Source organism: Kothea flammea (assembly GCF_052161645.1).
Classification (GTDB): domain Bacteria; phylum Planctomycetota; class Planctomycetia; order Pirellulales; family Pirellulaceae; genus Laterigemmans.
In genome coordinates this window covers 7,081,900-7,104,917 of sequence record NZ_CP197414.1, presented here as the reverse complement: position 1 = coordinate 7,104,917, position 23,018 = coordinate 7,081,900, and the positions used below count along the sequence as shown (strand labels likewise).

At 55.8% G+C, this 23,018-nt stretch carries 18 protein-coding genes and 1 pseudogene; 2 read left to right on the top strand and 17 right to left on the bottom strand.

The features are described from left to right. Positions 1-11 precede the first annotated feature (11 nt). From SH139x_RS26540 to SH139x_RS26490, 11 genes and pseudogenes are all read right to left on the bottom strand, one after another. The gene (locus SH139x_RS26540; protein ID WP_488352751.1) at positions 12-209 is read right to left on the bottom strand and encodes a hypothetical protein; all 198 of its coding nucleotides are present in this window, start codon (positions 207-209) and stop codon (positions 12-14) included. Further along, positions 206-661: a GNAT family N-acetyltransferase gene (locus tag SH139x_RS26535; RefSeq protein WP_488352750.1), complete on the bottom strand. Its 456-nt coding sequence runs from the start codon at positions 659-661 to the stop codon at positions 206-208. Before SH139x_RS26535 ends, SH139x_RS26540 begins: the two co-directional genes overlap by 4 nt. Beyond that, positions 654-1,142 (bottom strand): cupin domain-containing protein, encoded by a 489-nt coding sequence (locus SH139x_RS26530; RefSeq protein WP_488352749.1) that lies wholly within the window; start codon positions 1,140-1,142, stop codon positions 654-656. The genes SH139x_RS26535 and SH139x_RS26530 overlap by 8 nt, the downstream gene beginning before the upstream one ends. Beyond that, on the bottom strand, positions 1,139-1,336 hold the full coding sequence (locus SH139x_RS26525) for a hypothetical protein (RefSeq protein WP_488352748.1): 198 nt from the start codon (positions 1,334-1,336) through the stop codon (positions 1,139-1,141). The genes SH139x_RS26530 and SH139x_RS26525 overlap by 4 nt, the downstream gene beginning before the upstream one ends. 473 nt (positions 1,337-1,809) lie before the next feature. Further along, the gene (locus SH139x_RS26520; protein WP_488356099.1) at positions 1,810-2,067 is read right to left on the bottom strand and encodes a transporter substrate-binding protein; all 258 of its coding nucleotides are present in this window, start codon (positions 2,065-2,067) and stop codon (positions 1,810-1,812) included. A 45-nt stretch (positions 2,068-2,112) separates the two neighbouring features. Next, positions 2,113-2,655, bottom strand: a complete 543-nt coding sequence (locus SH139x_RS26515; protein WP_488356098.1) for a serine/threonine-protein kinase — start codon at positions 2,653-2,655, stop codon at positions 2,113-2,115. Then, positions 2,603-3,439 (bottom strand): annotated as a pseudogene (locus tag SH139x_RS26510) (sulfatase-like hydrolase/transferase); the annotation flags it as partial. The gene SH139x_RS26515 and the pseudogene SH139x_RS26510, both read right to left, overlap by 53 nt. A gap of 119 nt (positions 3,440-3,558) precedes the next feature. Then, a complete protein-coding gene (locus SH139x_RS26505) occupies positions 3,559-4,623 on the bottom strand; it encodes a hypothetical protein (RefSeq protein ID WP_488352747.1) in 1,065 nt (354 codons plus the stop codon). Next, positions 4,566-5,018 (bottom strand): hypothetical protein, encoded by a 453-nt coding sequence (locus SH139x_RS26500; RefSeq protein ID WP_488352746.1) that lies wholly within the window; start codon positions 5,016-5,018, stop codon positions 4,566-4,568. The genes SH139x_RS26505 and SH139x_RS26500 overlap by 58 nt, the downstream gene beginning before the upstream one ends. A gap of 94 nt (positions 5,019-5,112) precedes the next feature. Continuing rightward, complete coding sequence (locus tag SH139x_RS26495; protein ID WP_488352745.1) at positions 5,113-5,832, bottom strand: YybH family protein; 720 nt, start codon at positions 5,830-5,832, stop codon at positions 5,113-5,115. 18 nt (positions 5,833-5,850) lie between these two features. Further along, the gene (locus tag SH139x_RS26490; protein WP_488352744.1) at positions 5,851-6,132 is read right to left on the bottom strand and encodes a hypothetical protein; all 282 of its coding nucleotides are present in this window, start codon (positions 6,130-6,132) and stop codon (positions 5,851-5,853) included. A 337-nt stretch (positions 6,133-6,469) separates the two neighbouring features. On the opposite strand from SH139x_RS26490, the gene SH139x_RS26485 reads away from it, so the two are divergent. Further along, entirely contained in the window at positions 6,470-7,912 is a 1,443-nt protein-coding gene (locus SH139x_RS26485) for a DcaP family trimeric outer membrane transporter (RefSeq protein ID WP_488352743.1), read from the top strand. A gap of 15 nt (positions 7,913-7,927) precedes the next feature. Here SH139x_RS26485 and SH139x_RS26480 read toward each other — a convergent pair whose 3' ends face one another. The 3 genes from SH139x_RS26480 to SH139x_RS26470 form a co-directional block, all read right to left on the bottom strand. Next, positions 7,928-10,498, bottom strand: a complete 2,571-nt coding sequence (locus tag SH139x_RS26480; RefSeq protein ID WP_488352742.1) for a mechanosensitive ion channel family protein — start codon at positions 10,496-10,498, stop codon at positions 7,928-7,930. A 394-nt stretch (positions 10,499-10,892) separates the two neighbouring features. Continuing rightward, on the bottom strand, positions 10,893-13,853 hold the full coding sequence (locus SH139x_RS26475) for a LamG domain-containing protein (protein ID WP_488352741.1): 2,961 nt from the start codon (positions 13,851-13,853) through the stop codon (positions 10,893-10,895). Between the two features lie 216 nt (positions 13,854-14,069). Then, complete coding sequence (locus SH139x_RS26470) at positions 14,070-14,921, bottom strand: patatin-like phospholipase family protein (RefSeq protein ID WP_488352740.1); 852 nt, start codon at positions 14,919-14,921, stop codon at positions 14,070-14,072. 237 nt (positions 14,922-15,158) lie between these two features. Between SH139x_RS26470 and SH139x_RS26465 the strand changes: the two genes are divergently transcribed. After that, entirely contained in the window at positions 15,159-15,434 is a 276-nt protein-coding gene (locus SH139x_RS26465; protein ID WP_488352739.1) for a hypothetical protein, read from the top strand. Between the two features lie 482 nt (positions 15,435-15,916). Here SH139x_RS26465 and SH139x_RS26460 read toward each other — a convergent pair whose 3' ends face one another. The 3 genes from SH139x_RS26460 to SH139x_RS26450 are packed head-to-tail and all read right to left on the bottom strand — an operon-like array spanning position 15,917 to position 22,836. Next, positions 15,917-18,544 carry a CehA/McbA family metallohydrolase gene (locus tag SH139x_RS26460; RefSeq protein WP_488352738.1) on the bottom strand — a complete coding sequence of 876 codons (2,628 nt, stop codon included), beginning with the start codon at positions 18,542-18,544 and terminating at the stop codon, positions 15,917-15,919. 4 nt (positions 18,545-18,548) lie between these two features. Continuing rightward, positions 18,549-21,299, bottom strand: coding sequence for a CehA/McbA family metallohydrolase (locus SH139x_RS26455; protein WP_488352737.1), 2,751 nt, complete (start codon positions 21,297-21,299; stop codon positions 18,549-18,551). Beyond that, on the bottom strand, positions 21,289-22,836 hold the full coding sequence (locus tag SH139x_RS26450; protein ID WP_488352736.1) for a CehA/McbA family metallohydrolase: 1,548 nt from the start codon (positions 22,834-22,836) through the stop codon (positions 21,289-21,291). Before SH139x_RS26450 ends, SH139x_RS26455 begins: the two co-directional genes overlap by 11 nt. Positions 22,837-23,018: the final 182 nt, after the last annotated feature.

The window sequence follows — 23,018 nt, the reverse complement described above, 5'->3', positions numbered from 1 at the left end:
GCAGCGTCAACCTATTTACGAACAGCGTTCACAATCAAGATTCCAATTCCAATCAAACAGCCCAAACCGATCACGCTGTATCCAATCCTGAACGCCATGAACTGAGCCGCATTGTCGGTCGGCTCGAACGTTGCTAAGAATCCGAAAACGCAGAATGCGGCGACGGCCAGAAGAAGCAGAGAGCCGAGAATGGCGACATTGAGTTTCATTCAGCGGATCCGGTAAGACGAAGTCGGAGGAGATCAAACCCGGTTTGGTCGTGGACCTTCTCTTCGATTGGTTCAAACCCATATTTTGCATAGAACGCACGTCCGATGGCGTTTTTTACAAACACCTCGACTTCGAGTTCTTCTCGAAGTTCTTTGGCTTTGTCCATCAGTCGATGTCCAACGCCCTTTCTCTGATGGCCGGGATGCACAAAGATGGCTCCTACTTCATTGCCAATTAAGGCAACGAAACCAACGACTTGTTCACTGGCTTCAAACACCCAAGTCTCGGCATTAGGCAGATAAAGGTTGGGGATGTTTTCTCGTTCTGAGGCAAGAAACTCTTCTGACAGAAAAGGGTGAGCAATCTCCGAAGCCGCAGCCCAAGCTGTCAACAGATCGTTCAAATCCTGATCTTCGTATTGTCTGATCACGTTCGGCGTGTCCTTAGTCATGGTGTGGCACTCTGATTTCGATTCCATACTTTGGTGCAATCGCCAAAAGCTTCTCGATCTCATCTTTTGTCGGTGGCAATGCGGAGGTTGAACCTTCCGGCAGCGGCACACCGAACTCGAAAAACATTTTTTCCAGTCCAGCGGGCGCGATCGAGATGATCATTTTCGCCGGATGATTGCTTTCGTTCTTGAATGAATGCGGTGTTCCCACGGGCATATTGGTAAACATCCCTGCGGGTGCGACGTTACGTTCCTCACCAATCTGGAATGTGATTTCGCCTTCGAGAATGTAGAAGCTCTCTTCCTCTCGACTGTGGACATGCGGGGGGGGCCCGCCGCCCGGAGGCACAGTCGCTTCCCACATAGCGTATTTGCCGTTTGTATCCTCGCTCGTCGCCATGAAACGGTACACGTCCCCGACGACGGCAATGGTACAACCTTCATTCGGCTTGCGGATTGTCGGTGTGTTGTTCGTGGTCATGACTTACATCTTTTCATGCGAATTTCCAAATCGGAAAGAAGTTTTTCGGGTGTTATTTCAACAACGTCAGCAGCAAAGGCGAACAATACAACTTTTGCATTGTCGTCGTCGGTCAGCACGATGCTCTGCTTGCTGGATTCAGGCGGCTGAAGTTCGACGGCGAGTTGGCGGATTTGGAAACTGTCGTTGGTCATGTCGCTCCTCCCGTGATTTTAACTGAACTATCTCAGCTCAGAGATAAACCGACGAGACTGTTCTCGCATGGCCGTCGTTCGTTTTTCGTAAACCCCATGTCCGCTCATTATCGCATGAAACCCGTTGGTCCCCAAGAGTCCTCTGTCGTAGAGATCTTTCCCAATCTGATCGTAAAGCTCCCGCTCACTTGAAAACTAGGGGTAGGCTGAAAGCCCCCAGGCAGTCAACAAATTCAACCGTGGGAAAATAGGCCTGCTGGCTCGCACCCTCAACAACTCAGCTTGCTTGGTCTCCCTGATCATTTGGTCGCAAAGCACGAAGGCGGGCCCCATTGGCTGTCTTTGTTTGAACCGCCGAATCGCGCAAGCGAATCCAGGAACCTTAAGCTACCCGCTCCACACGTCCCGGCCTGTTTCTCCTCACTCCCGCACAAGTCGGTGGAGCACATTGGCCCCGTTCGTATGGCAGCGTGTCATAACGGAACGACGGTTTTACGGCTCGCCGATGTCCAGCAACCAAAGATCGTGCAAACCTTCTCCTCATCGATCATCCGTTTTGCTTCGACGAGAAACCGATCCGGATCGGATCGACCGTCGGCAACGATGGGCTCGAGCGGTCTACCTAGCACGCCGCCGCTTCGGTTGAGTTCATCGATGGCCAACAGGGTCGCGTCAGCTACCGAGGAACCGCTGTGCCCCATCGTGCCGGTCAGCGAATGAAGGATACCGATCCGGATCGGTTCGCCCGTGGGTGTCGCCGCAATTAGGCGGTACCGCTACCGGCTAGGGCGAGCAAACTTAAGCCCGCCACCAGAGTGCTCGTAAAGCTTCTGCGATCGGGGATGAGCGCTTCGGAGGCGGGGCGGACAAGTGTTGACGAAGATTGGCTCGGGACTCATGTAATAGGGCGTGCCAACCAGATGCCCTTCCTGAGTCATCATCATGGACTGCTTTGCCGCTCGCTTGGCCAAACCAAAATCGGCGACTTTCACTGTGCCGTCTTGCGTCAACAGCAGGTTTGCCGGCTTAACGTCTCGATGGACCAGTCCCTGTTGATGCGTGGCGGCGAGCCCTCGACAGGCCTCGCTAACCAGAAGAGTCGCTTCGCCGACAGCGTACGCGCCGGACTGCTCAAGATACTCAGCGGTGCTGCCGCCAGCGACGACTTCCATCACGAGATAGTGGACGTCCTCGTCATGAGCCACCTCGTAAATCGTAACCGTGTTCGGATGATTGAGCCTGCCCGCACTCTTGGCTTCGGAAAGGAATCCATTCCTGTGGCACGTGGTGCGGAGCGTGTGTTGCGCCGGTCGCGAAATAGGTGAAGAACGGCTTGTCGGGCGTGAGCGATTGTTGGGCTTTGATCCAATTGATCGCTTGGTCGGTCATGTCTTCGGTGAAGTGATAACCTTCCTTGAGGGGCGGGTTAATGCGGACGACACCATCGAAAATCAGCGGTGACCATTGGTCGGTCTCACCGCCGATAAAGCCATAGAACTTGTCAAAGCCTTGGTGCGTCGGCCAGCGATCAAACGGTCCGGACACGCTGGTTTCCCAAGCTGCCGTTTCATGCCACTTCCCAAACGCGCCGGTGCTGTAGCCATTAAGCCTCAGCATCTCGGCGAGCGGTGCAACACTGTTGGGGATCGCTCCCGTGTTGCCTGGGTACGCCGTGGCTGTTTCCATGATCGAGCCAGCGTTGGCGGTATGATGGTTGCGACCGCACTTGAGGGCCACGCGCGTCGGCGAGCAAAGTGCAGTGGTGTGGAAATTGTTATAGCGCAATCCGCGTTTCGCCAGACGATCAAGAGTTGGCGTTGGAATCGGGCCACCGAACGTGGAGGTTGCGCCGAAACCAAGATCGTCTATCAGAATGATGACGACGTTAGGAGCACCCTTCGGTGCGGTGACTTTAAATCGAGCCGGCGGTTTCGTGTTGCGGACATCCAGTTCCGTAATCGGTTTTAGGGTGGGATCAGCGATCGGCAGCCTTGTACGGTCGAGCGGAGGTGATGAGCTTGGTTCGGATTGGGCGAAACCAATGTTGGGTATTGCGACGATCGCCGCGGCGATGCACGCGAGGTGATGGATCAGTTTTCTCATAGATTGAACTCGTAGATTTGTTGTTTTCAGTGTGGTTGGTCGGCGAATGTCAGAGGGTTTATGCAGAGGACGCGTGGGGCATTGCCCACGCGTTTAAACGATTGTGTCGTCGCCGACTGTTAGTTTTGCTTGTCCGAGGACTCTGGTTCCGGCAATCGTACAAGCAACCATTGCTCGGTTCGATCGCTGCCGAAGTGCAGCAAGCAGGGCGCTTCGTCTTTGGTCAAGTTGTACAGACCAGTCTCGATCAAATGGGTCGTATCATCGCCGACGGTGAAGGCAGCACGCTGCGTTTGCTTGTCGACCGAGCCTTGAATGAGCTGCGTCTTGTCCGTGTTGGTATCAGTGTAGTTGCCGCGAAGGATGCCGTCCTTGTTAACAGCAAGTTGGATGGTCACTGCCAACTGAGTTTCCTCGGGCTTGGTCAATGCAAACACGCCCAGTGGAAGCCAGTCGCTGTCGGCCGGTGCTTCGGCTTGTGCGCCAGCGGTCGCCAGCGTTGCCGCTTGCTCGTAATACTCCTCCGACGTGCCGACCGCATCGCCGTTCATATACACGACGTCGCCTTCATATGTGACATTGTTTCCGTAGTCGTAGTAGACGGGTGGCATTTCGCTGTAGCCGTCGTAGCTGGCAGCATTGCCCCACGTGCACGCATTCCAAGCGGCACTTGATGCCCAACCGGCAGCAAACCAAGCACCGGGGTGATTGGTGTACCAGCCGCTTCCATAGATGCCCCAGTGGTTGTAGTTCGTCCGAACCGCGGCCGCCGCTGTGTATCGTCCTGAAGGCGAGACGCGAGCGAATCCCGCGGCGACTCCGCCGGGGCCAGCCACCACCGCACCTCCACCTCCGAGCCCGGCCGGTCCGACTGCAGCACGACCGGCGGCGACTTGGCCGCCAGGGCCGACCGCGGCACCGCGGACCGCAGAGCCACCGGCTGCACCTTGAACGCCGCCGACTGCCGCGACACCACCTTGCGAGCCGACACCGACAGCTCGTCCCGCCGTGTTACCGCGTGGCCCGGTCACCGTGACGCCCCCAGCTTGACCGCCCCGAGCACCTTCCGCCGTACCATAGTTCACGTCGAACCTGCCTTCGCCAGCCGGTAATTGACCGGGACTTGTTAAGCTACCAGCACGGCTGCCGGAGTTGAGACTGTGCAGACCTTGATCGGAGGGCAAACCGAGAAAACTGTTGAGCTGGCCGCTGCTGGGGGCTGCGAACTGACTGCGATTCTGACTACCAATCGTACCCGTTCCAGTTGCGGGCCGAGCGCCTGCATTGCCGCCCACTGGACCACCGCCCCCGATACCGCTGGGACCTCGAGAGGGGGCACCGACGCCGGGACTTCGTAGGGAGCTGCTGCCGAAACTGCTGGGAGCGCGCCCGCCCATGCTACTCCCCATTCGGCTTGGACCGCGGGCAGCACCGCCGCTGAAGCCGCCGCCCCCACCGCCGCTAAAACCACCGCGTCCTCCGCCGCCGCCACCTCCTCGTCGCGCCCCCAAGCCTCATGGAGTGGAACGCACAACGTCAAAGCGATACCGAGCGACGTCAATAAATATTTTCGTAACATGATTGGGCTACTTTATGAATGATTTGATGAGATAGATCGGAAAATCAACGGGCGATCGGAATTCGCTTGAGGACAACTTCGTCGGTGTCTGGAATCACCATCCCGCCTGCAGTTCGCTGAATCGATTGCCACACGTACGCATTGTCATCCAGTCTTCGTAATTGCTCCCATCGACTTGAGTGGTCGTGTACTTGCGCTGAATGAACCGCCCATCAACAACCCAACTGCAATCCGACTCCATCGTCACGCCATGCTCTTCAGCAGCCCATTTGCCGATTAACCATTCCAGATCCGCGGCGCTTGCGACGGACGGCACAGCTTGGACCGACGCATCACGGACCGAAGCCATCAGCCATTGTCCATCCACCTTGGTGTGGACAGCCGTGTAATTGGTCAAGCCTCCAGCACCCGAGGTCGATGACTCGACAGCGGCACGGCCATCCTCGATCGCTGTGTCGCTGCTCAGTAGTCGCAGCGAGTCGATGACGATTTTGATCTTGGCGTCCGGATTGGCGGTAAAGAACGCCTGATAATCCTTTGTGATTTCAGCGCGTCCCACAAGAACTCGCCCCGCTCCGTCAACATATTCACCGTCCTTGGTCCACAACGTGGCAACCGCATTCGCGTCATGTTGATTGAAGGCGACCACAAAAGATTGTGAAGCTTTGAGAATGGCAGCCAGATCAGGCGAGTCAACTTTCGATTCGGCAACTGCTTTTGTATCTACCTCACCAGTTGCGGCAGATTCCTGGCCAACACACTGGCCCGCGCCGGCGGCAAGCATCAAGATGACGGCGAGCGATTTCACTTTCATGTTCATTTACTTTTACCTTCAATGGGAATTGGGCTTCAGCAGCAATTCAATATAGGGAGATGCATTTTGAAGCTGCACACCCAGGGAGGATAGTTCTCGCAGTATCTCTAAGCCGGCCTTGTCAGCCGACTGTAAGTCCGACAGATCGAGCGTACTCAAATCGTTTGCCAATCGACATGCCTGTGACAGCTCCGCGACGTCAGCGGCTTTCAAGTGGCCGTCCACCTTCAAGACCGTTCCGCGCAAATGTTTTGCCTCGCTGACATGGATGGTCAAAGTCGTTCCTTCGGGTTGGGTCACTTTTGGTAATTTAGTGCTTGCTGAGGTGCGTGTGTGGGTAAGTTGATTGTTGGGGATGAGCTGTCGCCACGGGAGCGGTGATTGACTGTTGCCGAACCGCTGGCCAGCTGCGTTCGGCGGTAGAAACGGTTTTGCCTGGTAGCTGTTTCTGCCACTTCTGAAAACGCTCTGCGTGACCGGCTTGAGTCACGTCGCGAAACGAGACCCGCGTCGATCGAACACCTGAAGTGAGGTTGACACTCCTATCATCGTTTCATATTTCTGGGCGGTGTCAATTTGGCAAGCCTTCTAAAGATCCTTTTTCCGCTAGTGTCGTTGTGCTGCAGCTGGAGGCCACATGCGTTTAAATCGAGCACTATCGACCGCACTGTGCGTTGCCTTGACCAGCACCGTGAGCTATTCGCAAGAGCTTGCCTTTTCAGACCTGGGATTTTCAAAAGCCGTTAAGAACAACGAAGCCGATACGGCGCGACCTGGCGACACTTCAACTGGGCTGCAGCTCCCTAGTTCGTTCTCCTTCGCCGAGATCGACGAGCAATCCACGGGCCTTGTCTTGGCGGATTTTCGTGGCGAAGTGAATGCGCCGACGCCTGTCGCGCAAGTTGCCGGGTCAGCTGTCGCGCCGATCGGACTGAAGCCCGCGGCCAGTGAAGGCAGGTTCCAAGGAACATTCTCACGTAACACTGGTGGCTTTGGTGTCGGCACCGATTTCTATTCTCCGCCTGAATTTAAGGGCGGCTTGATTGTGTACGGCGAAGACGTGGCGATGAAGATCGGTGGATATGTCAAAGCGGACTTTATTTATGACTTTAATCCAATCGATTCCACAGATCTATTCGACACGACGCAGATACCAGTTGGCGCGCCCGAACGGACCAACACGCGTTTTCATTCACGGCAGACGCGACTGAGCTTTGATACACGTTGGGTGGCGAGCGAAAACCCTGTTCGAATCTTCGTTGAAGGCGACTTTTTCGGCAATGGCAACAGTTATCGGCTACGTCACGCCTATGGCGAGGTCGGCTCTCTGTTGGTCGGGCAGACTTGGACGACCTTTACCGACATCGCTGCGGCACCCGCAACCTTGGACTTCGAAGGGAGTGTTTCCAGCGTCAATCGACGACAGGCAATGATCCGCTGGACACAACCTGTGCTGCACGAAGACTTGACTTTGGCACTCGCTGTTGAGGATACGCAATTTATTGTCGTCCCACCTGCTGGAATCACCGGCGACGCGCGTACGCCTTCACCGGATCTGGTTGCAAGACTCCGCCTCAGCAAAGACTGGGGGCAATTTCAAGTCGCAGGTTTGTACCGGATTGGCGGCTTTCAACAAACGGATGAACGTGTGATTACACGATCTGGCTGGGGCTTGAATTTCACCGGTACCATGCTGTTTACAGATCGCAGCAAGATCTATCACCAATTCGTCTTTGGAGACGGGATTGGGAGCTATCGGGGCTTACCCGATGCCGCACCCGAAACCGCAACCACGGACGAATTGTTGGGACTTACAGGTTGGATGGTCGGTTACACGCAGGAATGGACCGATCGCCTGGATTCCAACTTCACCTACGCCGAAAACGCCCTGGACAACACGTTACTCCAGCAGCCCGACGACGTTCACCGGACAACCTATTTAGCCGCCAATTTGATTTGGAATCCGGTTGATCGTGTGAAGGTCGGCATCGAATACTTATATGGCCTACGAGAGAATATTGATAGCGAATCTGACGACGCACACCGTATCCAGACTGCGTTCATTTTTGACTTGCCGTAATCGAAGAGAACGATACTACGACTCAGCGATAGTATCGGCCTGCGGCTTTGCCATGCCGAGGTCGGCCTTAATATTCTCGGGCACCGTGATCAGGCGAAGGTCGCGTTGCGGGAAGGGTACGCCAATGCCCGCGTCATCAAGTGCCTGCTGAACGGCGACTGCAACATCGCTGTGGATCGTAAAAGCGTTGGTAGAAGAATCAGCGTCGAACCACACGCGGAGCTTGAAATCGAGAGAGCTGTCACCGAAGTTCTCAAAAAAGGCGACCGGCTCGGGATTGCGAATCACCTTGGGATTGGTCTTCGCCACCTCAATGAGCATGTCGATCACTCGCTGGGCGGGTGTCCCGTATTCGACCCCTACGTTCACATCAACTCGCCGACGCCTGTCCGAAAGTGTCCAGTTGGTGACTTTGTCAGAGATTAGCATGCCGTTGGGTACAATGACTTCTGCCCCGTCGAAGGTGCGGATCACGCTGGCGCGGATACCGATCCGTTTCATAGTCCCCGATGTGCCGGACAATTCGATCGTGTCTCCCACATCAATCGGTCGCTCGAACAGGAGGATCAAACCGGAGACAAAATTGTTCACAACGTTTTGTAGACCGAATCCGATCCCCACACCTAGTCCGCCCGCGACGACGGCGAGTTTCCCGATCTCAACGCCCGCTGCGGCCAGGCCGACCAGCAAGCCCAGGCAGATCACGCTATATCGGGCAAGGTTCGAGACAGCATACGGAACACCTCGGCTTGTACGTACCCGCGTGAACACGTCTTCTTGAAGCAGCACCTGAATTCCGCGCGCTAGTACAAACGAGAACCAAACGGTGAACGCGAACACCATTACGTCGCCAACAGAAACCGAGAGCGCGCCAACGTCGATACTGGCACCAAACACCTGTTGAACAAGCTCGGTTGCGGGCGCGAGCAAGCCGATTTGACCGGCGACACGTGCCGCCCAAAAACCGACCGCAAGGATGATCAATCCTCGCTCCAGCCAACGATACACGGTCTGTCGATGATTTGCGACCGCTCGAATGAGTCCGAGTGGCCGGAGGACGAGAGCAAACATCGTCAGCCCCAAAGCCACCTTCAGTAGCACAAAGACGACCAAACCTAGCTGCCCGCTCCTCAAGACGCCGTCCCCCAGCAACACGGCGAGGTCGCACCAGCCAGCCAAGTCGGACAAGACTGCTAACGTCAAAAGGCCAGCACCCACGCTCATCGCCAAGTAGAGAGGCCGGAAGAACGGATGAAGTTTCCGCTCTTCGGGCAGTTTGGCGATCCGGCGTGGATTCAGTAAATAGATCAACAAGCAGAGCCCGCCGACCATCTCTGTCAGGAAAACCAAGCGATCGAGTGTGGGCATCGTCTCCAGCAGGTCTCGCAACCGATCGAGTACGAACAAACCCGCCAGCCCCCAGGCAAACAGAATCATCAGGGGTGGCAAGTAGCGCTGAACGATTCGCAATGTCGCCAAGGTTATAAACACGGCGGCGACAAGGCCCGCGCTGCGCGGCGATGTTGGGTCTAGCGGTATCGTGAGAGCAGTTGTGATCAGCACAGCCATAGCCCACGGGTGTTCAAAGACTAACTGGGCGTGCTGCAGACGATTGTCAGATTCCGCCCTCGTTCGAGTTCGTTTGCGCAGCCAGCGTAAAGCAAACCCAAAAGCGAGGAATAACACCAACTGGAAGCCGAGCGTCTCTGTAGGATTCCGTGCGACTTGCCCGCGCTTCTCAAACGGTTTCTTAAAGAATGCTGGTCCGATGGATTGCCATTCCTGATGAAACGATTCCCGGATTTGCGAGCTCCATATCGGTGGTTGTTCCGCTCGAAAAATCCCCGCTAGACGCTTCTTTGCCGTTGTTTGTAAATGTTCAATTTTTTCGCCGAGTGCAACGCTCGGATTCACCAGGCTGTCGCGCACGGCTAATAGCTCATTGCGACGTTCAATGACTGCCCTCCGCGTCTCGTCGATTTCAACGAGTACGGTGGAAATGCGCGTCAACATCGTCGCGTCGGCGTCCTCCTCAGCCTTGGCCAGTTCGTCCGTCGTCGTCCAAACCGCTGCAATCTTGTCGATTCGGTCGATTGATATCCCGAAGCCGTCCAACTCGTCGTCTAGTTGCTCTTCGAGTGACCGCAAATGCTTTAGCATCTCGCTGAGTTCGGCCGACGACCTTTGCAGAGTGCGCACGTTGGGACGTCCGCTCAGCAGTTGCCGGGTCTTTCCCAAATGCGATTTGACCTCTTTGAGTGCAAGATCCGTTTCACCGCCAACCCGCTCAAGGGTCCGGCGGGAGCTGTCGCCGGGCAGCAGGGTCGCCAACTCAGCGCTGGTCGTTTCTGCGCGATTAGGCACTTCCTCCAGCATGATCGGAGGGTCGGTATCAGTCTCCTGTGGATCGTCAGGTATCTCCGTAACAGCGGTCGTAGCGTCGCCTAGCGTTTCGGCCGCAGGCTCTTGCCCCGATGCGACGGGGCCTAGACAAAGCATGCATGCCGACAAGAGCAACACCATGAGTTGTCCCAAGCGATCGCGAGGAAGCCGGGGGGCAATGTAGAGTCTTACGCCAATGAGCATGATTTAGAAATTCGCGATAAGCAGGACTGACTCGTACGGTGTTATGCGAACAAGCGGAATGCTCCCGAACCCGATTCGATAGAGTATACAGAGTATAATAGCCAGTGCCACTTCAACTTGCGAACCCACCGCAGGACGGTTGAATACTGGGCGATCTGCATCACGACCGTGAGCTTGCCGCTGAGCTTCTTACCGTGTTTGACCAGCGTGTTTCTTCTACGATTGTCCTGCGTGCTGGCATCACCAGCACCGGGCCGAACGGACAGAAGGTGTCGAGAACCTTGCCGCGGCACGTTGCCTGATAGATCGGAAAAGGAGCCGGGATTCATAGGCAAGGGGTGATGTGGTGTCGGGGAATCAGTCGCATCAACGAGGTGTCGAGAATTGTGGTTCGTCACTCGATGATGAACCAGGTGAATCCACCGGCGGGCAGGGTGACAGGCAGCCTGGTGGATGAGGCCCCGTCGAGTTGATGGATTTCCGCCGTTCCTTCTCGATTGCGGATGGAGGCCTGGCTGGTCAGGCCGGTGTAGTAGAGCGGCAGGTCGACGGTCTGCGAGGCCTCGGTGTCGAGCGGGTTGAAGACGAGCAGCATGCCCTTCTCCTTGCCGCCCGCGTTGACGTGGAGATAGTAGTCGAGTCCGCGGCCGTCGGGGCGCTCCAAGTGGATGATATCGCCGAGGATGACCTCCTTATGCTTGTGATACCAGGCCATCCACTTCTTGAGCATCGCCTTGCTCTTCGGGCCGTCATAGAGGCGGTGGCCGCGCACCCATACCTGGGCCCCGGATGATAGCATCACGAAGAAGGTCCGCTCATATTTCTCGAGGTTTTTCTCGAGGCCGCCGTGAAGCACTTCGGTGTTGAGGTTTACCCAGCCCATCTGCGCGGTTTTGTGCCAGGTGGCATCAAAGATGTATTGCCGGTAGATGAGGGTTTGCAGGGTGATGTCGATCAGGTCGGTGGCTTCGCGGTAGCCCATGCCGGTGCAGGCCTGGCCGTTGAGGAAATACCAGTCGGGAACGGTAAGGTAGAGGTTTCGTCGCTGGCCTTCGTGGAGGACCTTGTTCATCCACATCCACTGCGCCCACTGGGAATCCTCAAGGCCTTTGTGATGGGGGTGGTCGGTGGCGGCGCAGGGGTCGCCATGGAACGGGCCGTCGGGTTTGAAGGCTCCCATGCCGGCACCCTCGATGGTCTTCCACATGTTGTCGTAATACAAGTCAGCCCAGGCGCTGGCCCCGCAGGCGCTTTGTCCGAAGGCGCTGCCGGGCCTCCCGGTGATGGGGTCGATGGTGTTGTAGTTGTCCTCGCGGGAACCCCAGCCGCGGGAGGCCATCATGAGTTCATAGGCGCCGACACGGATTCCCAGAGGCTTGGCATAGTCGCAGATGACCTTCATCGATTTGATGTTAGCTTCGGAGCTGTCGGCGTGGTTGAAGCCACCGGGGTGCTCGGGTGCCTGGAGCTGGTCAAAGCCGATCTCGGCCATCTGGTCCATGAGCGGGCCGAGGATCCGCAGGTCACGGGTGCGGGGTGCGTGGACTTCGAACATCTTCTCGTTGGTCTGCGGGGCGAGCTTCCGATAGAAGCGTCGCTGAGCCAGCGTGCTGCGTTCGAGGTCGGTCGAATCGTTGAGGATTTCAAAAGTGCGGAAGGCGTCAAACGAGCCGCCCGGCTTGACCGTCCAGTTCGGGCCGGTAGGCGGCTGGCTGAGAAGCAGTGCGTTCTCGGGATCGTTGAGGAAGATGTCTTCGGCGGGATTGAGCGTGGCCATCGATCCCCAGTTCGGATCGCGGACCAGGCGGGTTGTGCCGCCGCCGAGATAGTAGTCCTTGAAGCCGGTGCGGCCACCGTTGGCGTGAATGCCGAGGCCGCTGCTGGTTTCGCGGAAATTGGCGAGCGCAAACGAGTAGTCGCTTTCGACATGAAGCATGGCGGAGAGCATCGGCTGGACGGCGAGATGTTCGCCTTGGAACTTGCTGACCACGATTTCCCGCTCGGTCTTGTTGATGAACTGGAAGGTCTTCATGATCACGGGAATGCCGTCGTAGATCTCATAGGACACGGCCACGCCGGTGCCCTGATAGGGGCTGTTTTCCGGTGCCGCGAACTGGAAGGTGAGACGCTGCCCTTTGGCGGGCCACGCGATGTCCTCCGGCGCGTTGCACTTGGGTTGCCACTCGTAGGGTTTCACGCAGCCGCCGACCTCCATCCCGACTAGGCGGAAGGACCCGGGCTTCGAGCGGAGCAGCGGCAGCCAGGACGGCGTGAGGAATGCTTGGTCGGGCGCGCCGACGAGGCCGCCGACCTCGAGCCAGTTGCCATCGAGGCAGATGCGGGTCTCGGGCTTGATGGTGCGAAGAAACTCGATGTCCTTATCGATCCGTCGCAGGCTGGTGCAGCCGAGATTGCCATCGGCGACATGGAATTCCCGGCTGATCAGCCCGTTGGTGACCAGGATGTCGGCGGTCTGGGATTTGTCGCCGGGCCGGATCTGGATGTTCGAAGCCTGGGTCGGCGGCTGGATCAGCCAGTCGGTGGTGGCGGGCTGCTCGGTGAAGCTTCGCACGACCTTGACCCCCGGGGTTTGCAGCAAGGTGTTCACGAGCTTGGCCCGCTTGGCGAGATCGGCAGCCACGACTTCCTTCATCTTTTCCTGGTCGAGGAGGAAGTCGGTGGGCTCGAACTTGCCGGTTTCAAAGGTCGAAACCCGGGCTTCGGAGATCCATCCGCGTAAGGGTTCCTTGCCCGGGGCGGTCGCGCCGATAGAGAAGTTGGCTGCGCCAACGCCGAGATCGGGCAGCGGGCCGACCCGGGTGCCATTGATCCAGCCGCTGCAGGTGCCGCCCTCCTTGACGATCGCTAGGTGCGTCCACGTTTCCGGCACGACCTTACCAAGTGTAACGTCGCCGGTGCCTCCGACGAGGACCTTCCAGGAGTCGTCGTTTTGGGCGATCAGGAAGCCGGTGCCGCCGTTGCCGTTTGCCAGCACGGCGTGCCAGCCGGGGTCATCTGCCTTGGTGGCGTAGGCCCAGACCTCGACCACGAAATTACTGCCGTTGGCGAGGTTCCGATTGGTGTTGTAGCAATGCTCGTCGTTTTCGAACTTGATCGACGAGTCGGACACCTGGCGCCGTGGCAGCGGGCTGCTGGTCATGATCTTCGGCGATCCCTGACGGGTGAGTTCGGGAGCACCTTTGACCTGCCCGGAGATTGTGGGAGGGGCGGCGGTGTCGCGGATGCCGCCCTGTCCCTGAAGGTTGTAGTGGGCAATCGGGTTGACCTCCGCGAACACCGGAAGCACGGCGGCAAGTTCGGAGATGATGAGGAGGAGGAGTCGGGTGGTTTTCATGAGCACAAACCTTGAATCAGCGAGTCTCCCTTGTTCCTGTTAGCCTCAGTAGGAATCAAATTTCCTATCAATAATCAGTCAGAAGAATAAGGGTCAGCAAAATCTGCAGCAGGGTGCCGGCCCCGGTTTCTGCAAAGAGAACTACGGCCAAGGCCGAGCGGCTAATTCTAAAAATGGATATTGAAACAATAAAGCAGTGGTACTGGCTTGACACGTTTACGCTCGCGATGGCCCGACAAAGCGGTGTTCAGGCAAAAGTTGAGCATCGACTTGTGCTAACAGCTGCTTGAGCTTAGGTAGTGAGTCATTCGTGGCTGCCTCACCAATGGCGGGCATCTCATCAGCCCGGGTGAATTCGGTACTACCAAACGTTGTGACGTCGGATTGGATGACATAGTCGGCCGGCTGTACGCCAATCGAATTCATGTTGACATTTTGGACGAGAAAGGTGCGGGGTAGCGTTTGCAGGGTCGAGGCAGGCCGCATTTTGGCGGTAGGCGTATCGGGTCGGTTACTGGCAAATTCTGTTTGCAGCGAAGCGGTCACACTGACCGCTATGATATAGTTGCAACCCTCCTTTACCAATACGTTCGCGGGCACGTTGTTGACAATCCCGCCATCGACCAGAGCTTGGCCGTCATGATTTATGGGCGAAGCGAGTCCCGGCAAATTAATGCTCTCCGTGATAGCGTTTACGGTATCTCCTTCACGCCGCACAACAGCCTGTCCACTTACCAAATCGACGGTGACGGACTGCACAGCAATTGCCAGTTGCTCCAACCGACTGTCTTTTAAGTAAGTCCCGAGCATCGGATCAAATTTTCCACGACGGTATTTGTTGAGCAGATACCAGCAGCCGCCATTGGGTAATTGGCGCAACAGCCAAGAAGGGGTCAAATCGTTTATAAAGCATTGAACGTTGTCGTCGGGCTCCAGGCCAGAGGCGTAGAGTGTACCCGTCATCGCGCCGGCACTGGTGCCTGCAATCATATCGACGATGATGCCCTGTTGCTCGAGGATCTTGTGATACTCGAGCTTTAGTAGAGTTGTAGGTTCTTCCGCGACCAATTCAATGGGCGTCGGGTCACCTCTTCGCTTGAACCAATCACTCAGCTATGCATTTTCATCAACAGGAATTTATCATCAGTCACGTCCATAAGCGTTTTTTTAGGTGTCGAGGTTTGGCGTCACTTTATCAGTAGATATAGTCTAGTCTGTTTCGTAAAGACGACGTTTTCGTTAGAAATCAATTCCTGGCGGTCTACCTGCGTGTTTCGATGGCCGGGTACGATTTCGCTTAAACCCATGCTGAAATTCATTGTGGGGCTTTCAAGTTATTTCGACTCATTGGAATCAAGCCATGGAAACCAACTCTTGACACCTGAACACCTTACTGTTCAATCCCGCTCGACTATTCTGCGCACCGCGTGGTGGTTGTTCCTGGCCAGCGCCGCGTTTGCGGCTCTTGGACTTGTACACGAAGTATGGCAATCGACTCAGTCGATGCCGGATCGGGGATGGAATTTCCAGATTGCGCGGATCGTCGGATTGGTCTTCCTGAATCTACTGTTTACAGCCTAACTGGCTATCATGGCTGTTTTGTATGGTTGGCGACGGATGGCAATCGCAAGTTGCTGCGGCGGTGATGACGTAGCTGCCTTGAAGGCCATACGAGACATCTGGGCAGGCAGCGGCTCGGCACACAAGCGAACTCCGTCCATTCAGAACTCTGGTCGTGCTCTACCGGAACGGTCAACATGCAACGGCTCTGCTTAAAGGCCCTAGCCAAGCGGGCTGCGGATCGCCCACGACGCCGGCTTCTTTCTGGGACCATTAGCGGGCATCACCGGCACCGCATTTAAAGAAAACGCCCGAGCCCGCTGCGCTGTGACTCTGGCAGCGGGCCGACGTACTCTTTAAGGCCATCGCCGGCGGCAAAGGTGAACAAGAACACTTTTGTGTTGTCGTCGGCGGTTAACGCAACGCTTCGTTTACCGGATGCAAGGGCCTCAAGTTCGTGGTCGTCTGGAGTCGCGACGGAGCCATACACCCCAGGTCAATGACTATTGCTCATTGATAAGGTCCGTGTAGATCTTGCGAGCATGCTCGTATGCTGACCTTGCGTCCTGCTGTTCCGATGGAGCATATGTCGCCTGCTTGGATTTCCAACACTGCTCAACACCCGCCAAACACCATCGCATGCTGTCGACTGAGCCACGTACGGGTTGATCGTTCACGATCACGTAGATGGGATTGGTATGGGCGTGGGGGAAGACGCGAATGGCGGCCCAGCTACTAGCTTGGAACGTATGCCGGAACGAGATGTCTTGAGTCAATCCATCGACTTTCAGGCTCTTCGTTGCAACCGGATAACCATTGACGATAAGTTCGGCGAGAACTTCACGCTTGCCTTCGATAAGTCCAGCCCCGTTGGCGGAAAACGTTACTTCCTCAGGCGCTTCCAATTTGACTTCGCTTCTTTCTATGCCGAGACGGGCGGTAGCGCCTGAGGCATCCTCGACCGCCACGAAATCCAGCAGATGACAAAAGCCATCGCTCACATAACTGCGACCGGTAGCAATCGCCTGGACCCACTTATCGAACGTCAGTTCATCATCCACCTGAGCGTAAACGCGCCCGACACCCACACGTTCGCCAGTCATGCAGGGGAAATCGGTTTCACCACTGACCGCAACGCGAAAGCCGCAGTTTAAAACGTGATACCACATGTTCCATTCGGCAACACGTTCGGTATTCATTGCGGAGATGAAATCAACGGCTTGAACCAGTTCGCCATCGGGTCCGGGGACCTGATGGGTAACGTCCACGATGAACTCGTTGGCACCGATTCCATCGAAAGCGGGGATGTTGAAATTGGGCAGGCCGTGATCACCATCTTTTCCAGCGGTGCTGGGAACGCGTCCAACAAAGCGGCTCAAACCGATTGACGAGTGAGCCGGGCCACAGACTGCGCCTTGTCGCTTGGCCCACCGCAATGTGTTGAGCCCCAGAGTTGGCCAATGATCTTTAGACTCTCCACCAGGATAGATTTGCTGCTTGAGATTCAGGAGATTCAAGTGACCCGACATGTGTGAACCGAAACCGGATACCTCCACGTCGTAACGTAGCGTGTATGGATACTGGGACTGCTCAGCGACTTCACCGGTGAAGAAGCGTTTCTGGTAGTCAAAGCATGGCCCCCACGTCAGGCAACATCCGACTTTTAAGTCTTCGCCCATGATGTGACGAATCATGTCACTCGGCTGGACCCCTTGCGTCGGATTCTCATAGTGCAGGCAGCCTGCGGCATGAATGTGATGATCACCGGACCACCAGCCCGCTTGCGCAGGATCGATCCAGCGGTTGACGCGGTAAACCAACTCTGTCGGTTTGTTTCCGACCTTCAACCTCTTCGTTTCGGGGATGGTTTCGGGACCTCGTGAACAAACAACGGTGTACGTATCTGGCGGGAGCGCAACCTGTTCTCTATCACCGCGATAGATATGACGCTGGAAAAAGAAATCGGGGGCGAGACGTTTTGATTGTGCTGGATAGATGCGTCCTTTCGAGTCGCGAATCAAGAACTTGCCGAAAGCCGGCTTGCCTTTAGCATCAAAAACTCGGAAGGTGACCGTGGTCGCCGGCAAACAATCGAAGTCAAAATCGAGCTTGGCCCAATCGCCTGAGCGTTGCGCGGAATAAAGGTCAATCCAATCAATGCGCATGTTTCCTGGTCGAACCAGCGGATCCAGTCGAACCCCGGCCAGCGTGCCTTCCACAAAGAATGGGACTTCATACAAATGCTCGTTGCCGGGTTCGATGATGAAATTCGTTTGCCGGTCGCCTGTAGGCTCTGGGCGATCTTTGGTCCACCAAAACAATTGCCCGATGCCGCTCGCGTCCGATTGCGCCCAGAATCGAAGCAATAGCGGTCCACCACGCGACTCGACATCGGCCCCAATGAATGGATCTTCGCCATTGGAAGTGAATTGCAGCGAACGATCTTTGGCCACAATTTCACATTGATTCAACGCTCGCCAGCCGTCGGTGTCACTGTCAAAACGCCACTCTCGAACGAGTTCACTGTCGTCGCCCGCGGCACGGCTGACCGTGAATTCCAGCAGCGCGTTCTTGCGGCCAGTGTCTCGGCTGTAGATTTGAACGATCCGATATTCCAGCTTCAATCCGCATAAGTTAGGACGCATCGGTTGTCCTTCGAAGGCGGAAATCTGCATCCAGCGAGACTCGACTTCGTTAGCGGGAGCGTGCGGCAACGGCCGAGCATTAGGACTCTCGATTAGCAGACGTTGCGTCCGCCCAGGTCGATTGAGAACTTTAACAAGAAACGTTCGCCAGCCCTGTTCGAGAAGTTCTGGGGTTGCCGAGCCTCGAGTAACTCGCGGTGGTCCCTCGACCTGAACATCAACGATTGCTAGGCAGAGCGGGTCAAGCAGTCGCTGAACCTCTCGGGTGACGTAACTATCATCATCCGATGATTTGAGCAAAGAGAGTTGCTTCAATGTGGCTTCATCCAGCGGGCTACCGACCACATCCATCGCTTCGCCAAGCCGATGAACTTGAGCCAACAATGGTTGTCGCGGTATTCTCTCCGCTAAAGTATCCGGCGTCTGTTCGGCCGATGCGATGTCCACACAGAGCAAGCTAAACAGAATCAGTTGAGCGGCTTTCATGGCACTACCTTCCGTTTGTTGCAGTTGTTGTATTGGTGGTGCGGCGGGGTTTGGTGTCGATCATTAGATCTGTGGTCGCGCGAAATCCCAGATCCTGCGTCCCCTGCCCTACGTCGGCGACTAATCTCACTTCACGCAGCCCGCTTTCGCGCATCAGAACCTCGATCACTTTGAATTCGTGTTCCGCGCCGGTGCAGTGGACCGACGAAAAGGGACTGTCGATTACGCGAATGTCAAACCAATCAGCAGCTTGCGGCGGGGCGCTGGCAATGTCGATCGCCGTTAGTCCCAGAGGAGCCGTTGTGCCGGCAGTGTTTTCAAGTTGAATGAGAAAGCGTTGCGGTCGCCCTTGCAGCAGCTCGATGCGATCGGTCCGAGAGGAAATCTTGATGCGTGACTCAGGATTCACCGAGGCCGACAGGAGAGTTAATGGTGAAAGTGCCTCGTCCAGTGCACGACGAGTCTCACTCGCCGCAAGCGCTTTCAGCGCCGCCTTGATTTCGGATGTATTGCCAAATCGTCGGACAACGTTTGCCAGACGATCTTTCGCTTCATCCAGCGATTCGTCGCGCTGACGAGCGGTCTGAATTTGCTGTTCCAAAGCATTGAACATGGCGATTCCCTGCTCAATGTAATTGATCGCCTCGTCGCGCTGTTCATCACTGGCAAAGCGGCCTCTGGACCCGATGTCGAGCACATGGGCTCGCATACGATCAGCCCAGTATTTGGCTGCCGAGGCATCAAAACGGGGCTGGCCATCAACGTGGACGTAGACAGGGCTGGTGTGGGCGATCCCAGGTCCCGTGATGGCATTAAAGTCGCCAAAGCCGAACTCGGATAGTCCATCGGTGCGATTGCTGCAACGCGCTACGATCCAACGACTTTCATTGGCCGGGATGCTGAGCTTCAACTCAGCAGAGGTCTCGTCGATCATTCGTTCGGCAATGATTTGGCCGTTAGAGACAATCTGGAATTTTCCAATGGGGTGACGCGAGATCACCTTTGCTTGGATATGCAGTGTCTCCTCAGAACCGCTCTGGATCACATCGCCAATGGACGAAGTATTAACGTCCAGAAAGATTAAAGGCCCCGATGATGTGAACGTCCGTCCGCGTCGAATGCCCTCGATCCAGCGGTCGTAAGTGAAAGAACCATCTACCTTGACATAGGCACGTGCGATGCCCAGATTGCGAGCCGGATGATCGCTGCCATTGGTCAATGGCAAACGAAATCCACAATCCAACAGCCGATAGTACATTTCCGGTTCCAATTGATCCAGTGAATCGACCAGATTGTGGATGACGTTGACCGGAACATCTTTGTTGCCTCCTGTTCCATGAGCTTCAATGCTGATACCTCCTTGAGCGCGACAATCGTCGATCGCTGTTCGATTGAGGGGATAATCTAGAGCGTCTGGTCCCGCGATAATGGATCCTGTTCCGATCGGCTGGACCAGCCAGTCGATATTCAAAAAACAGAGATGGCCATACAGGTCTTCATTGCGGTACTCTTCCCCCATCTGCAAATGGAAGCGTGAGTTGCTGAACTGCGATATCGGCCCCATCGGAGCCTGGGAAGGTTTAATAAATGCTTGATCGGCATAGCGTTGCAATAGAGTGAGGTTGTTGACCACCCGCAAGTCCTCTGCTTTCTGAACCATTGAAAGCAGCGACAGCGGCTCGTCGACATTCCAGGCATTGGTAACCCAGTGAACGTGCGTGTCGCCAGAAATCCATCCCAGAGCCGACATGTCGATCATCTGTTGGCAGGCTAATTCGACCTCTATCGTTTGACCGGCGTCGAGTCTTGTATCGATTGTCTGAGGTTCATGCTCAAATCCACGTTCCAGCGTGATCCGTGTCGCACCGGGCGGCACCTCGATCTCAAAGGTGCCGTCACTGTAGAAAAACGAATTCCTACGCCACGTTCCGATTGGCGGATAGATGATCGGTTTGTCGGTGAACGTCGACTTGTTTGAAAATTCTCCGCCGTAGCGATATACGCCGTCGCTGCACAACACGGTCACTCGGGCCGGTATGATCGCCTTTCCGTCGCGAATCGTTCCACGGACTACTGCGGCTTGTGCCACCTTGACCGGGACTTCGACACTTCGCTCCAGGTCTTCGCCAGGGGCCTTCGCCAACGGAATACTGACGTGGTTGGATACTCCAGTCGATGCATCTACCAGGACTTCACAAAGAAATGTGATCTCAGAGTCGGCTTTGATTCGCACTTCTCGTCCATTTGGCTGGACACTCAACAACAGGTCAGTCTTGCTACCGTTGCCAAGCGTAACCAGTAACGGCGTAGCAATGGAACGACAAGCAACGATGGGCGCTATTGACGTTGGCCGCAAGACAGGTGCATCGGCCCAGTCAACACTAATGCTAGGAAGCTGTTGGCGCAGTTGACTTAGCGTTTTCAAACGTTGCTCTCGCAGATCTTCCAGTGAAATTGCTTTCGGGTCGTTGTGCAGAAAGCGATGTTCTTCAGTAGCCTGCGAGATCAATTGTTCGGTCATAGCACTGGGCCATTGAGCGATCAGGGAGGTAAAAAGCTGGAAATACTGGCCCGCTTCCTCCGTCTCAACCGATGACTTGGCAGGCGATTCGCGACGCTCCGCCTGAGCATGCGTGTGGCCTTCGTGAGCGGCCAGAATATCGCATCGCGCCGCTTGAATGGCCAGCGTGACCATGAACACAGGGATGCTAATGAGCGATAAGCCCAGCTTCTGAAATGACGTGTTACTCAGCATTGGCTATCTCCCGTTTGCGCAGCCAGTATTCGCGTGCATCGACATGCCAGCGCATCACTTGCTGATGCTGCTGAAGATCACTCACGTTCGCGTTAATTCGCTCGATACGGTCATTCACCCAGTCGAGAAAGAACTCTGTCGAACGACGGCTAACTCGTTCCTCGGCCGCATCGTCTTCGATATACCACGGGGCGGTTGAGGCAAAGCGGAATGTCTCTTCGACATCAGCGATTGCACGGAGCAACATCCAACCCGGCTCTTTTACTTCGAGCGTAGCGCTTAGATGCTGTTCGGTTTGCTGCTGATCGCAGGGAATCTGCTTCACGACAGCACCGTTGAAAATCACTTCCACCATCGACACGGCGTCGTTGGTCGCCAAGTCGATTTGTAACGAAATGTTCAGCGAGTCTTTGTCAATTTTCATGGTCGTCCCCGGCCATAAGTCGTTGGCCGTGGCCCGCAGTAAAGGTCCGTTGGTGACAAAGCAACGCCCAGCACGCAGTGCCGCGAACCAATTGTCACGGGTGAACTTGTTTTGCTCGAGTTGCACATAGACACGATTATACCCCACTGGATTGGGCAGTACGCCCGAAGCGCTTCCGGCGGATGGTGGAATGTGGATGCCGCAGTTGAGAATGTGGTAATAGATTTCTTGGGTCCAGTATCCATTGCCGTGTGGATCGGGCAAACGCTGCGAGTCGCGCGGTCGTCCCCAGGCTTCGTTGGTTAACATCTCGGATCGGCACATATGATTGTTGGCGATTCCAATCGAACTCATCCGACCAGTCGCCAGCCATGTCGGCACATCCCACCAAAATGGTTTCTCGATATCGATCCAAACGTTTTCGTTTTGTTGGCTTGCTTGCTCGACAAAATGCATCGGCGACGGAAACTCGCGGGACTGCACCGATAGATCTAAAGGCTTGCGTAGTCCGAAATATAATAATGCACCTGCTTCCCGTTCGTCCTCGCCCGCTTGCGTGCAATAGATTCGACCGTCACCAAAACGGAATTCCGTGTGATCAACTTGGGTTGCGTTGGGTGCAGGCGTATTCCACCAACCGATCACTGGAGCGAACCGCAAGTCCTCGGCGAGCATCAAAGCTTTAATTTGCTCGACCGGTCGGTGCACATGCAGATCACCGCTGAGCCAGCCTTCGGCGCTCAAGTCGGCAATTCGGTGAAGGGTAACAACGACCCGACAAGGCTTCTCTGGTTCAACCTCTACTTTGCCAGATGCCCTCGCAAATTCCGGCCCACGCTCAATCACCCACGTGTACGTTCCCGCAGTCAACGGAACTGACGCTCGGCCGTCGCACACGAAATGATCGGTCCAGTACGGGTAATCCTCTACGGCGACTGACTGGCCCTCGGCGTCGGTCAAATGGATTCGGCAAGGCAGGGCTAATCGGTGCCGGTCGCGGACATCGAATTGCAGACTGCCAATATCCTCAGCGTCCACGTCAGCCAAGCTCAGCAATCCGATTGCCGCGTATAGTACGAGCCATTTCGTGCGGGTACGCAGGATGGAAATCATAAGAGAACGCTCACTGGTTTTTCCTGTTGGTTATCATCGTGAATGTCAATGCGATTATTCTCTGGTTCGAGCTTCGAAGTGTTTTAGGCGAACGGTTCTCCCGTTGGCGGCGTTGGCTGCTCGAAGCAATGCTGCTAACAAAGGATGCTCTTTAAATACGGTTCCTAGGCAAACCGGATGGC